The organism is Alcanivorax sp. 1008 (genome assembly GCF_020667895.1).
In the GTDB taxonomy this organism is placed as follows: Bacteria; Pseudomonadota; Gammaproteobacteria; order Pseudomonadales; family Alcanivoracaceae; genus PGZG01.
In genome coordinates, this window is record NZ_JAFMPS010000014.1 from 11,595 (window position 1) to 25,305 (window position 13,711).

A 13,711-nucleotide genomic window follows, 5' to 3' on the forward strand; every position below is an offset into this window, starting at 1 on the left:
GGGCTTGGCAAAGTATTATCAGGTCATTCGTGCGTCACATGGCGCAGTCGGGGCGAATAGCAGGGCAGTGATGGAAAACCATTTTGAAGTCGTGATTGTTGGCTCTGGGCCGGCAGGTTTGAGTGCTGCTGGCCGCGCCGCAGAGCTGGACCTGTCCCATGTGCTGCTGGAAAGCACTTCCCATCTGGCTAATACCATTCAGCGTTATCAAAAGGGCAAGCACGTGATGGCTGAGCCTGGCTTCCTGCCATTGCGCAGTAGCCTGCCATTCGATGCTGGCTCCCGTGAGGATATTCTGGCTGCCTGGCAGCAAAACGCGGAAACCCTGTCCATCAATGTGGATTGGCAGGCGGATGTGGTGTCGATTAGCGGGCAGCGTGGCGATTTCACCTTGCAGACCCGCGCTGGTAAAACCATACGAGCCGCTAATGTGGTGCTGGCCATTGGCTTGCAGGGCAACCCCCGTAAGCTCGGAGTTCCGGGTGAGGATCAACCATTTGTCCAGTATCAGCTGGATGATCCGGATGAATATCAGAATGAATCAATCATGGTGGTCGGTGCCGGTGACTCTGCCATTGAGAATGCGCTGGCCTTGTCACGGAATAATCAGGTTTCCCTGATCAACCGTCGTGATGAATTTGCCCGCGCCAAAGAGGGCAACCTGAAACTGCTTGAGGATGCCATTGAGCGTGGCCGCATCAAGGTGTTCTTCAATAGTAGTTTGCGCCAGATCGAAACACTGACTAATGGCGATCATCTGGCTCAGGTGACATTGACCACCGGCGAAGGGGAAGTGCAAGTGCCGGTGGACCGGATTATTGCCAGACTCGGTGCTATTCCACCACGGGACTTTGTTGAATCTTGTGGCATTAATTTTCCTAATGATGCTGTCAATGCGGTGCCTGAGCTGACGCATCAATATGAGTCAAATGTGCCCGGTTTGTATGTTATCGGTGCTCTGGCAGGGTATCCGCTAATCAAGCAGGCCATGAATCAGGGCTACGAAGTGATCGAGCATATTCTCGGTCACGATATAAAGCCGGTGGATAATGATCTTCTGGCGGAAAAATTTTCTGGCTTGCCATTTGATCTTGATGTCGAACAGACCCTTGAGCTCATTCAGAATAATGTGTTGTGCTTTGGTCCGGTCAATAGTCTGCGTTTTCGTGAACTTATTCTGGAAAGCGAGATGCACACGCCGGCAGAAGGCGACGTGATCTTCTCCCGTAACGACTACACCAATTCATTCTATTCAGTAGTTGAAGGCTCGGTAGAAGTTGTTATTGATGAGGCTACCGGAAAACGAGTGCGTATCGGGGAGGGACACTTCTTCGGTGAGATGGGACTGATTTCCGGCCGCCGTCGTAATGCAACTGTGTATGCGGGACGCCACTGTGTACTGGTGGAAACGCCGCGGCGCACCATGCTGCGACTACTCGCATCAGCAGATGAAGTGCGCCGGCGTATTGATCAGGTGTTTATTCTGCGGGCTATTCATTCCCAGTTTGCTCCCAACTCCAGTCTTGAGGACCTGTCTGATCTGGTGAACTCGGCAGAGTTACGTCAGTACGCTCCAGGGGAGGTGCTGTTTGCAGAGGGAGAGAGTGGTGATGAGCTGCATCTGGTGCGGCGTGGCTCACTAACGGTGTCCCGCTATCTGCATGGCCGCGAAGTGGTGCTGTCCTATGTGCCGGCAGGCAAGTATGTGGGCGAAATGGGGTTGCTCGGTAATACCCGGCGTACTGCCTCGGTGCGAGCTGTGGTGCCCACTGAAACAGTAGTGATGAAGAGCGGGCCATTTCTTGCCCTGCTGGATAGAGATCCACAGTTGAAAGAGCAGGTGCAGCTACAGCTGCAGGCTCGGCTGCGCGCCAATGCCTCCATGGAGGCCTCAGAGGAAGGTGGTGAGTTGCTTTCGTTCCTGATGCGTCAGGGGCTGGGCGAAGCCACGGATGTGTTGTTGATTGATGAATCCCTGTGTGTGCGTTGTGACAACTGCGAAACCGCCTGCGCTTCAACTCACGGCGGCACTTCTCGTCTGAACCGTGAAGCAGGGCCAAGTTATGCTTCTATTCATGTGCCCACATCCTGCCGCCATTGTGAACATCCACATTGCATGAAGGACTGTCCGCCTGATGCGATCAGTCGTAATGCCAGCGGCGAAGTGGTTATTGCTGACAACTGTATTGGTTGCGGTAACTGTGAAAGCAATTGCCCCTATGGGGTTATCCAGATGGCTCAGGTGGGCGGTTCTCAGCCTGGCCTGTGGAGCCGTGTTCTGTTCGGTGCCGAGCATAAAAAAATCAAGGACAAGGACGCGCCCAAGCGGGCAGTGAAGTGCGATATGTGTACCAGTCTTAAGGGCGGGCCTGCCTGTGTGCGAGCCTGTCCCACAGGTGCTGCAGTGCGCATTAGTCCGGAACAGTTTATTGAGCTGGTGCAGGAGAACTGATTATGCACGGCTCTTTTCTTTCTCACCGTGGTGGCTTCTGGTTTTGGGTTGCATTAGTGCTGGTGCTGTCCAGTGTGCTGGCTTATGTCTGGCACGAACCACTGGGGCAGCCTAATGGTGGCACCTGGCTGGGCTACACACTGGGTACTGTGGCCGCCTTGCTGATTGTCTGGCTGACATTCTTTGGTGTGCGCAAGCGTGCCTATTACTCTCGCTTGGGCACTGTCAAAGGCTGGCTATCAGCTCATGTCTATCTTGGTGGCAGTCTGCTGGTGCTGGGAACCTTGCATAGTGGTTTTCAGTTTGGTCTGAATATCCACACCCTTGCCTGGCTGCTGATGGTCCTGGTGATTGTCAGCGGCTTTTACGGCGTTTGGGTTTACTGGCGTTATCCCGAGCGGATTACCCGTAACCGTGATGGCATGACCCGGCAGCTAATCTTTCGCGAAGTGGCTGATATTGATCGCAAGGCCAGTGTGATTGTTGAGGGGCTGGGTTCGCCTGCAGACCGGATGGTGATCTCGGCAATTCAGCTATTCAGTATTGGTGGTGGTGCCTGGCACCAGCTAACCGGTCGGGATCGTTCGCGCATCATGGTGGCTGCGAGCAAGGGCTCCGCTAAACGCTGGGTGCAGGTAGCCAATCCAACCCAGCAGCGCTTGCTTGATGAGCTAACCGGGCTGCTGTCGCGATCAGCTGATCCGCAGGAAGCGGCATTGTTGCAGGAGCTGATTGATTTAATTTCGCGCAAAGCCAAACTGATGCGGCAACTGCTAGCGGATATTCGTTTGCAGGGGCTGATGGAAGTCTGGTTGTACTGCCATATCCCGTTGACCATGGCTCTGCTGGCAACGCTGATGGCTCATATTGTCAGCGTGTTCTTCTACTGGTGACGCCATGTATGTATTGATCCGACGACTTGGCGCCGGTAGCGGCCCAACCAGAACTTTCAAAGACGAAGAGCTGGCCGTTGACAAGTTGTCTATCGGCCGCGGTACAGATCAGGAGCTGTTGCTGCCCGGTGATCGGGTGGCCTACCAGCATGCGGAAATTTCTCTTGCTGCTGGACAGTTCCGGATTCGCGCTCTGGCCAGCTCTGGCATCACGGTCAACGGTCGTAGTTGCAAAATGGCGGTGCTTAACAGCGGCGACCAGATTCTGATTGCCGACTACCGTTTGATTGTGTTGCCGGCGTCAGAGGGCGTTGATCTGGCGCTGAGTCTTGAAGTGCTGGAACAGCAAGACGCGCCATCAGTTGATCCTGCGAGTTTCACTATTCGTCTTGATGTATTGCAAAATTGGCGGCCGCGACGTTGGGCCTGGCTATTGTTTACCGTACTGCTGTTAGGTGGCTTGTTGCTGCCAGCGTTGGTGGCGATGGTTCCAGGCTGGCAGAACACTTTTCGTAGTACACCGCTGCCGGATGACAGCTTCTGGCTAAGTGGCCCGCTGCACTCCATGCATAGCACCATTGGTAAGGACTGTCAGGCATGTCATACCAAGCCATTCGCGCCGGTAACGAACGAAGCCTGTATGGATTGTCATGCTGATACGGCTGTTCATGTGTCTGAAGTTCATCCAGATACCTCCATGTTCGAAGGCGAACGCTGTGCTTCCTGTCATCATGAGCACAATGGCGAGCAGCGCATGGTGTTTGATGATCAGCGTTTTTGTTCTGACTGCCATGGCAATCTTGAGCAACGGATGAGCGATGCGCCGGCAGTTGAGCGTGCCACAGATTTTCATGCGGACCATCCGGATTTTCGTCTGAGCCTTTTGCAATGGCAGCCGCAGTCGCAAAGTCCGCGGCAGGCGGTCGATGCGTCTTTGCAGGAAAGCAGTCACCTGACATTTGACCATGCCACTCACCTTGATCCGCAAGGTATCAAGAGCGATGACGGCGACTGGCAAGTGCTGAACTGTGGCGATTGCCATCAGATGACCGTTGGTGGTGTAAACATGGCGCCGATCAACATGGATCAGCATTGTGCCAGTTGTCATGCCTTGTCATTCGATCTGCAAGACCCGCAACGGGTTGTGCCCCATGGCAAGCCGGATCAGGTGCTGGCCAGTTTGCGAGAATATTACGCTGCACAGTTTGTCCAGAATCGAGCCGGCGCGGGGGATATTCGTGCATCTCGTCCGGGTGGCCTGAACAACCTGAGTGAGCTGCAGCGCGAAGGCCTTGTCTGGGTGGAAAACAAGAGCAGGGCGGTAGCGGAAGATCTGTTTGAGCGCCGTGCCTGCGCGACTTGTCATGAGGTGGAGCGTAGCGCCGAGGATCCGGCTCAGTGGTTGGTCAAACCAGTACGACTCAATGAAGAATGGTTTGCTTCCAGCGAGTTTCCCCATGGGCGCCATACCCAGAGTGAGTGTATCGACTGCCATGCTGCAGATCAGTCTGCTCAGGCTGAAGATATCCTGATGCCGGACATCGCCATATGTCAGGAGTGCCATAAAGGCCAGCAGGCTAACGAGGGATTGCGTTCTGGTTGTATCAGCTGCCATAGCTACCACCAGTTTGATGTACATGCGGAGCTTGCGCCTTGAGTCGCGTCGGTGGGTTATGTCTGTCGTTGCTATGTTTGTTGCTTGGCAGCTGCGGTGGCGATTCACCTCCGTCCGGGGGATGTGATGGTAGCTGTGTTACCGGCACCAGCTTTCTTGCTGTGACGGATGTTGAAAATATTATTGCTGCAGCCGCGCTGGAAGCTGATCAGCGCGGTGTTGCCGCGACCATTGCAGTCTCTGATCGGCTTGGCAATGTGCTGGCAGTTTATGCCATGGCTGGCGCGGTTGATTCAGTCACTATCGCTTCTCCCTATCCGGTTAGCGGTGGGCTGGAAAATATCAGTTTTATTCCCGCCTCTCTGGCGGCCATCAGCAAGGCTATTACTGGTGCCTATCTGTCCAGTGAGGGCAATGCCTTTAGCTCGCGTACGGCCAGCCAGATTGTTCAGGAGCATTTCAACCCGGGAGAGCGTAATCAGCCCGGCGGGCCATTGTTCGGTGTGCAGTTTTCTCAACTTTCCTGTTCCGACCTGACCGTACGTCGTAGCGCTGGCCAACATGGCCCAAAGCATGCGCCACTGGGCCTGGCAGCAGATCCCGGTGGTTTTCCCCTGTATCGGGATGGCACCGTGATTGGTGGCATCGGCGTGGTGGTGGATGACCAATACAGTTTCGATGCCAATCCGGCGGATACGGATATTTCTCTGGATGAAGTGGTGGCATTGGCTGGCGGCCGTGGTTTGTTAGCGCCGGCTGATCGTCGTGCTGAACGTATCACCGTTGACGGTAAGCAGCTGCGCTACAGCGACATGAGTCCATCCATGGTGCAAAGCCGGGCTCAGCCCTTGCCCCCGTTTGCTGCTCTTGGTGGTGCGCTGCTAACCGTGCCCGGTTATTTCGATGCGGGTGTCGGAATTGTTTCCGGGCAAGTATTTGGTCAGGCAGTTTCTGGCATCAGGCCAGACACGGAGAACTTTTTCCCCGGCCGTGATGCATTTGTCCTGGTGGATGGAGCCAATACGCCACGTTTTCCACCAGTGGCGGCTAATGATGGTGTCGGCGCGCTCAGTCAGCTGGAAGTTACCACTTTGCTGGATCAGGCTCTGGCTGTGGCCAATCGTGCTCGGGCGCAGATTCGTCGTCCGCTGGGCAGTCAGGCGCGGGTGACTATTAGTGTGGTGGACCGCAACGGTGTGCCACTGGGTTTGGTGCGTACCCGTGATGCTCCGGTATTCGGCATCGATGTGTCGTTGCAGAAAGCGCGCACGGCGGCATTTTATTCTGGCAGTCAGGCTGCCGCCGAGCTGCAGTCATTAGCCACTGCGGATTATCTTGGCCCGGTACTGGTGGCGGGCGTACCCACCGTTGAGCGTAGTATTGATATTGGTGATTACGTCGATGCCTTACGCGCGGCACTGGATAATCCCAGCGCGCTGGCGGATGGTGCGGTAGCCTTTACTGACCGGGCAGGCGGTAATATGTCGCGGCCCTATTTTCCGGATGGTTTGCGTGATGCCCCGCCCGGGCCGTTGTCGAAACCGGCAGGAGAATGGAGCCCGTTTTCAACTGGTCTGCAGCTTGATCTGGTCTATAACCAGCTGATCGGCCATGTTGCCTTTGCCGCAGGCTTGGCTGCAGGTGACGTCAGCACAGGATGCAGCACCATCAGCCGTGTAACGCCGGGAGGAAATGCAGATCCTCTGGCAAATGGCATGCAAGTCTTTCCAGGTAGTGTGCCGGTGTACCGCGGCAGCACATTAGTCGGCGCCATAGGTGTGTCCGGTGACGGCGTTGATCAGGACGACATGATCTCCTTTCTTGCCATACATCAGGCCGGTGAGTTGCTCGGCACTATTAATAATGCGCCAGTAGCCATGCGCGCTGATCAGCTCACTCCGCAGGGAGTGCGGTTGCGTTATGTGCAGTGTCCGCAAGCACCGTTTCTGGATAGCGCAGTTCAGACCCCCTGTGGAGGCAAGTGATGAGGCGTTATCTTGCATCATTGCTGCTGGTGCTTCCGCTGACCTTGCAGGCTGCCTGTCCTCCGTTGGATGACACTCCACCGGTACGTCTGCCTGGCAAGCAGACAGTTGATCGCTATCAACAGCTGTGTGATGACGATGGTCTGCCTGCTGCGCCCCTGTTTCAGGATCAACCGTTGCAGGCGGTTCCGGATCGTTGGCGTATCGTAGACAGTCTGCCCGGGTATAGTCACAGTCTGTGGAATCCCTATCAACGCAATGTTCTCAAGGGGGATAAGCCAGTCTGGGGTGAGTGGTTTTTTGCTCTGGCGGCGGTATCCGATACGGTAATCGAATTACGTGAGTTGCCTACTCCGGTAGGTAACCAGACCACTGCCAATGCTGGTGACATTGATGTTTTTGGCAGTGGGGAGCAGAGCACTTTCAATCAGAATCTGCTGATCGAGCTGGTCTGGTTGCGGGGAGATACGGTGTTCCGCCCGCCGGACTGGGAATTTCGTTTTATACCAGTGTTCAACTTCAATCGTAGCGAAGTGGAAGAAGCTCGAGCGCTGTATATCGATCCCCGTGAGGGCACTACCCGGAATGACGACCATATAGGCATTCAGGGTGCCTTTATGGATTACCACATTCGTAATGTGTCGGACCGTTATGACTTTGACAGCATCCGCGTTGGTATTCAGCCGTTTAACGCAGATTTTCGTGGTTTTCTTTTTCAGGATAGTCCGTTCGGTATCAGATTGTTCGGCACCCGCGACAATAATATCTTTCAGTACAATCTGGCCTGGTTCCGCCGCCTGGAAAAAGATACCAACAGCGGCTTGAATGATATCGGCGCGCAGTTGCGTAATGACGATATTTTTGTCGCCAATTTGTATTGGCAGGACTTTCTCAAGAAGGGCTTTATTAGTCAGTTGACCCTGCTGCATAACCGTAACCGGGAAGATGATTTCTTTTATGACAATAACGGTTTTATTGCTCGGCCCGCCTCGCTCGGTCGCGAGGTGCCGCGTAGTTACGATGTCACCTACCTTGGCTATAACGGGGATGGCCATCTTGGTCGACTGAACCTGACGGCATCGCTTTATGCCGCTGCAGGCACCAATGAGCCTGGGGTAATGAACGATGAACGCACCGAGGTAAGGGCAACCTTTGCCGCCTTTGAGGCAGGCCTGGATATCAACTGGATTCGCCTGCGTGCCACCGCAGTGCATGCCTCCGGTGATCGTAACCCGTTTGATGATCTGGAAACCGGCTTCGATGCGGTGTTTGAGAATCCGATTATTGCTGGAGCTGATACCAGTTTCTGGATTCGTCAGGGTGTGCCATTTATTGCCGGTGGCGGGGTTACCTTGTCCACCAGAAATGGATTGTTGCCGAACCTGCGTTCCTCCAAGGAGCACGGCCAATCAAACTTTACCAATCCAGGCCTGCGTTTGCTTGGCGTTGGCGCGGACCTCGATCTGACACCCACCACACGACTCAGCTTCAATGCCAATCATCTTTCATTTGATCGCACCGAAGTGATTGAGGTGCTGCGTCAGCAGGAGAATATAGACCGGGAGATCGGCTGGGATCTTTCCGCGGCGCTGATCTGGCGGCCCATGGCGATCCAGAACATTGTCGCGCGACTTTCCGTGGCAACTTTGATGCCCGGTAACGGCTTTGATGAGCTATTCAAGACAGAATCGAATTACTCGGTTCTTGGCAACCTGATACTGACTTACTGAGGCGATATGGGACGGGGACTGCACCAACAGAGATTACTGCCGGCAGCACTGTTTATGTGGTTACTGTGTGGCATGTTGCAGGCTGCTGAGGCGCCGGTAGAGAAGATCGAAAATCGTGTTACTGCTCCCTCCGCTCCATCTTTCCAGACACTGCTGCAGGCGGAAGAGAAAAGTGCTGGCTGTGGTAGCTGTCACATTGAATCTGATAGCAAAACCATGCATGCCAATCCGGCGGTGGTGCTTGGCTGTGCGGACTGCCATGGCGGTAATGCCAAGGTCTTCAAGCCCGACCAGTCCGGGCGGGATGACCCTGCCTATATTGAGGCAATGAAGCAGGCCCATGTGATGCCGGACTATGCCGCCAAATGGCACTGGCCCAGCAGCGCCAATCCCAAGGGCAGTTATGCGCTGCTGAACAAGGAAGCACCGGAGTACCTGCGTTTCGTTAATCCGTCCGATTACCGTGTGGTGCGCGAAGCCTGCGGCGCCTGCCATATGCCGCAGATTCTTGCCGCTGAACGTTCCATCATGGCCACCGGGGCGATGCTCTGGGGGGGCGCCTCGTATAACAACGGCATCTTGCCGTACAAGCGCTACATTCTTGGTGAAGCCTATACACGCGATGGCCAGCCCGCTGCTATTACACCGTTGATGATGCCGACTGAAGATATGACCCACCGCTTCGGCACTTTGAAGACCCTGCTGCCCTTGCCAGCTTGGGAAACTATCAAGCCGGGGGATGTGTTTCGGGTATTTGAAGATGGTGGCCGCAATATCAATAGCCTGTTTCCAGAAGTCGGTATCCCCAACTCTCTTGGCCAGATTCAGCGCCTGGAAGAGCCGGGTCGACCGGATGTAAAGCAGTCCAATCGTGGTCCCGGTACCGGGGGGCGCATTTCTGTGCCGGTAATCAATATCACTAAAACCCGGCTTAATGATCCGCTGATGTGGTTTCTGGGCACCAATGACCAGCCGGGGGACTATCGCAGTTCAGGCTGTGCTTCCTGCCATGTTGTTTATGGTAATGACCGTGATCCGCGCCACAGCGGTAATTATGCAAAGCATGGTCATTGGGGCACCAGTGCCAGCAAGGATCCATTGATTCCCAAAGATGAACCGGGCCATCCGATTACTCATCAATTCACCCGGGCAATTCCAACCAGCCAGTGCATGGTGTGTCATATGCACCAGCCGAACATGTTTATGAATACCTACCTTGGTTACACCATGTGGGACTATGAGGCCGACGCGCCTTTTATGTGGCCGGAGAAGCAGCACTATCCCAGCGATGAGGAAATGCGCCGGGTTTACGATCGCAACCCGGAAGGGGCGGTGGCTCGTGGCAAGTGGCGTGATCTGGATTTCCTTTCCTCCGTCTGGGAGCTGAACCCGCAGTTAAAGGACACCCAGTTTGCGGACTACCACGGCCACGGTTGGAACTTCCGCGCAGTATTCAAACGCGACCGAGAAGGCAATCTGCTTGATGCAGAGGGTGGTCAGGTGTCCTCTGATGATCCGGAGAAATTCAAAAAGGCGGTGCACCTTTCCTCCATCCATGTGGATGTCGGTATGCACTGTGTTGACTGCCACTTCAGTCAGGACAGTCATGGAAATGGTCACCTATATGGCGAAGTGGGCCATGCGGTGGAGATTGGCTGCAAGGACTGCCATGGTACCGCCGATAATTACCCGTCCTTGCGCACCAGTGGTGCCGCCGCGCCTTCTGGTGGTCAGGACCTGTCGCTGCTGCGTAACCCGGATGGTCAAAAGCGCTTTGAGTGGATCAATGGTGAGTTGATTCAGCGGTCTCTGGTGACTCCGGGGCTGGAATGGAAGATGAGCCTGGTTAAAGACAGCGTTGACCCGAAAAGTGGCCACTACAACGCCAAGGCAGCGCGGGCCAAGTTGATGAGCAGTGACACCAATTCGCTGGAGTGGGGGCTGTCGGTGAAGGCCGATGGGCGAGCCCACAAGGACGATGAGTTTGAGTGCTATACCTGTCATACATCGTGGACCACGTCCTGCGGTGGCTGCCATCTGCCCATTGAGGCCAACTGGAAAACAGAGCGACATCACTACGAAGGCGGTGAGACGCGAAATTATGCTACCTATAACCCGCAGGTGGCCCGCGATGAGATGTTTATGCTTGGCAAGCGCGGGCCCGTACATGATGAGCGCATAGCACCGACCCGATCCACTTCTGCACTGGTGTTAAGCTCTACCAATGCCAATCGGGAGCGTATTTATATTCAGCAGCCGCCGGTTGCCGCCAGTGGCTTTAGCTCGCAGGCGTTTAATCCTCATTACCCGCATACCGAGCGTCGCACCGAGACGAAAACCTGCACGGACTGTCACCTTTCGCAGGAAAACGATAACAACGCCATCATGGCTCAATTGTTGATGCTGGGGACCAACTACATCAACTTTGTTGGCCGTTTCGCATGGCTTGGCGGGGAGGGTGGCGTACAGGCGGTTGCCGTCACTGAGTGGGATGAGCCGCAGGCTGTGTATGGCTCCTATCTGCACCGCTACGCTTATCCGGACTGGTATCAGGAGCATCTGAAGCGCGGTCTTGAGTTGCCGGAGCAGTACTCCCAGTCCGGTGATCGTGCCGGTTGCGTGCAAATGCGTGGCGAGTATCTGTATGTGGCAGAAGGGAAGAACGGTTTCCGTGTCTATGACATTGCCGGCATCGACAACAAAGGTGTGTCCCAGCGAGTTATTACCGCGCCATTCAGTCCACTTGGTCACAATGCCAGGGTGCCCAGTTCTAATGCCACCTGCATGGCGTTGGCGACTACCCAGCCGGTGGCGCCGCAACGTAATGTTGGCGACCTGATGCGTATCGAAAATCTTGAGCAGCCCATTCACCCGATCTACTCCTATGCAGTGATTACGGATGCCAAGGAAGGTTTGATCCTTACTGACATCACTACCTTTGCAGATGGAGAGTTCCGCAATAATTCACTGGAGCGGGCGGTGACCTGGAATGAGGGTGGCGTCCTTGATGAAGCCCGTCATGTCATTCTGGGTGGTTACTACGCCTATGTCGCCACGCCCAAAGGGCTGGTGATCGTCAATCTGGATAATCCGCTGGAGCCGCAATTGGTGACCACGATTGTCCTTGATGATGTTCGTGCCAGTGCTTTGCAGTTCCGCTACTTGATCGTGACCCATGGCGCGGGAGTCAGCGCGATCGATATCACTCTGCCAGAACAGGCCAGACTGATTGCAGGTAACACTATTGCTCTGGACGACGCCCGTGGCCTGCATTTGGCTCGTGGTTATGCCTACGTTGCTGCAGGTAAGGACGGGTTGGTGATCGTTGATATGGAAAACCCGGAAAAGCTTCAGCTGTTCCAGCGCTTTACCGCCGGCGGTGCGCTAGAAGACAGTCACGATGTGATTGTTGCCAGCACTAACGCTTCTGCCTTTGCCTATGTGGCGGATGGCGTCGGTGGCCTCAAGGTGTTGCAGCTGACATCACCTTCCAGTCAGCCCAATTTCTATGGATTTAACCCGTCACCGGTACCGCAGTTGATTGCTCGTGCTGACACTCGCTTTCCGGCGCTGTCGTTGTCCCGTGGTCTGGAGCGGGATCGCGGTGTGGATGAAACCGGGGGGCAGGTTGCCGTTTTTGGCCGCCATGGCTCGCGGCCTTTCAATCTTGAGGAAATGCGCAGGCTATTTCTGGATAAAGATAATAAGCCGTGGTTTGTCAGTGATGCCATTACCGACGGCCCATCTGCGGCGAAGGGAGGCAAGCAATGAACAGAGTATGGCTGATTGGTTTGCTGGCATTGAGTGGTGCCCTATGGGCTGCAGATAAACATATGGGCGTGGCCACCTGCGCTTCGTCCGTGTGCCATGGAAGCAGTTCGGAGCGCAGCGAAGCCAATATTCTGCACAGTGAATATGTGATCTGGGGGCAGCGTGACCCCCATGCGGGAGCCTATAAAACCCTGCTCAACGAGCAATCGCAAAGGATTGCGAAGAATCTTGGTGTCGGTCCAGCTCATGAAGCCAAGGCATGTCTTGTCTGCCACAGCGATTATGTTCCGCAAGCGGAGCGTGGACCTCGTTTCCAGTTAAGTGATGGTGTCGGCTGTGAGTCCTGTCATGGTGGTTCCGAGCGCTGGCTGTCGTCGCACACTGAGCGGGGTGTGACCCATGAAGACAATCTGCAACGAGGCCTGACCTTGTTGCAGGATGCGGATGTTCGTGCAGAGCTGTGTGCCAGTTGCCATGTTGGCGACAGTGAACGGATGGCGGACCATGACATTATGGGCGCGGGTCACCCACGACTACAGTTTGAGCTGGCGACATACAGCCGTCTGTGGCCATCGCACTACCGCGATGACGAGGCTTATAAGGAAAGAAAACATTCTCCTGAATCACTGGAGTTGTGGACGGCAGGGCAGCTGCGCAGTGCTCGTAATCTTCTGCAGGGTCTGGGCAGTAAGCGGTTTATGGCGACACCGATGTGGCCGGAGTTGGCATTTTTTGACTGTCATTCCTGCCATGCGCCGATGGACTCCGAAAAGTGGCAGCCACGGGCAGCGGGCAAGCTGCCTCCTGGGGCAGTGCGATTAAATGACAGTTCCCTGCTGATGGTTGGCTGGTTGCTGGATGCTTCGGATCCAGCCGCTGCAAGGCAGTGGCGTCAGGGCATTGCCAGCTTGCACGACGCCAGCCAGCAGGGCAGCGCGGCGGTTAAGAAAGCCAGTGGCAAGCTGCTTGTTCAGTTGGATGATTTTTCTTCGCGTCTGACAGAACAGCCGCAGTTGCGGCCGCAGCCGACAGTGTTATTCAAGCGCATTAGTGAGGATGCCTTGAGGGCTACTTTCAATGACTACATGACAGCTGAGCAGGTGCTGATGGTGCTGGCCTTACTGGCAGAGAAGCAGGAAGCAGATCCAGCCATGCTTGATGGCTTGTATAAAAGCATGGCGGACCAGCATCACTTCCGTTCAGCGGAGTTCCTCCGTGCGTTGCGACAGTATCAGAACAACGTTGCCGAATAAGACTAAATAGAA

The 13,711-nt window shown here is 55.1% G+C and carries 7 protein-coding genes; all 7 read left to right on the plus strand.

Going from position 1 to position 13,711, the window contains the following annotated elements; translation table 11 throughout:
• Window positions 1-70: 70 nt before the first annotated feature.
• From J1C54_RS13345 to J1C54_RS13375, 7 genes are read left to right on the plus strand one after another with little or no spacing between them, the layout of a single operon-like run.
• On the plus strand, window positions 71-2,452 hold the full coding sequence (locus tag J1C54_RS13345) for a cyclic nucleotide-binding domain-containing protein (protein ID WP_229148728.1): 2,382 nt from the start codon (window positions 71-73) through the stop codon (window positions 2,450-2,452).
• A 2-nt stretch (window positions 2,453-2,454) separates the two neighbouring features.
• Complete coding sequence (locus J1C54_RS13350; RefSeq protein WP_229148730.1) at window positions 2,455-3,345, plus strand: hypothetical protein; 891 nt, start codon at window positions 2,455-2,457, stop codon at window positions 3,343-3,345.
• Between the two features lie 4 nt (window positions 3,346-3,349).
• Window positions 3,350-5,002, plus strand: a complete 1,653-nt coding sequence (locus tag J1C54_RS13355; protein ID WP_229148735.1) for a cytochrome c3 family protein — start codon at window positions 3,350-3,352, stop codon at window positions 5,000-5,002.
• Window positions 4,999-6,945 (plus strand): heme-binding protein, encoded by a 1,947-nt coding sequence (locus tag J1C54_RS13360; protein ID WP_229148739.1) that lies wholly within the window; start codon window positions 4,999-5,001, stop codon window positions 6,943-6,945. Before J1C54_RS13355 ends, J1C54_RS13360 begins: the two co-directional genes overlap by 4 nt.
• A complete protein-coding gene (locus J1C54_RS13365; protein WP_229148742.1) occupies window positions 6,945-8,675 on the plus strand; it encodes a hypothetical protein in 1,731 nt (576 codons plus the stop codon). The genes J1C54_RS13360 and J1C54_RS13365 overlap by 1 nt, the downstream gene beginning before the upstream one ends.
• A 6-nt stretch (window positions 8,676-8,681) precedes the next feature.
• Window positions 8,682-12,446 (plus strand): hypothetical protein, encoded by a 3,765-nt coding sequence (locus tag J1C54_RS13370; protein ID WP_229148744.1) that lies wholly within the window; start codon window positions 8,682-8,684, stop codon window positions 12,444-12,446.
• Window positions 12,443-13,699: a cytochrome c family protein gene (locus tag J1C54_RS13375; protein ID WP_229148746.1), complete on the plus strand. Its 1,257-nt coding sequence runs from the start codon at window positions 12,443-12,445 to the stop codon at window positions 13,697-13,699. The genes J1C54_RS13370 and J1C54_RS13375 overlap by 4 nt, the downstream gene beginning before the upstream one ends.
• The last annotated feature ends 12 nt before the right edge of the window (window positions 13,700-13,711 follow it).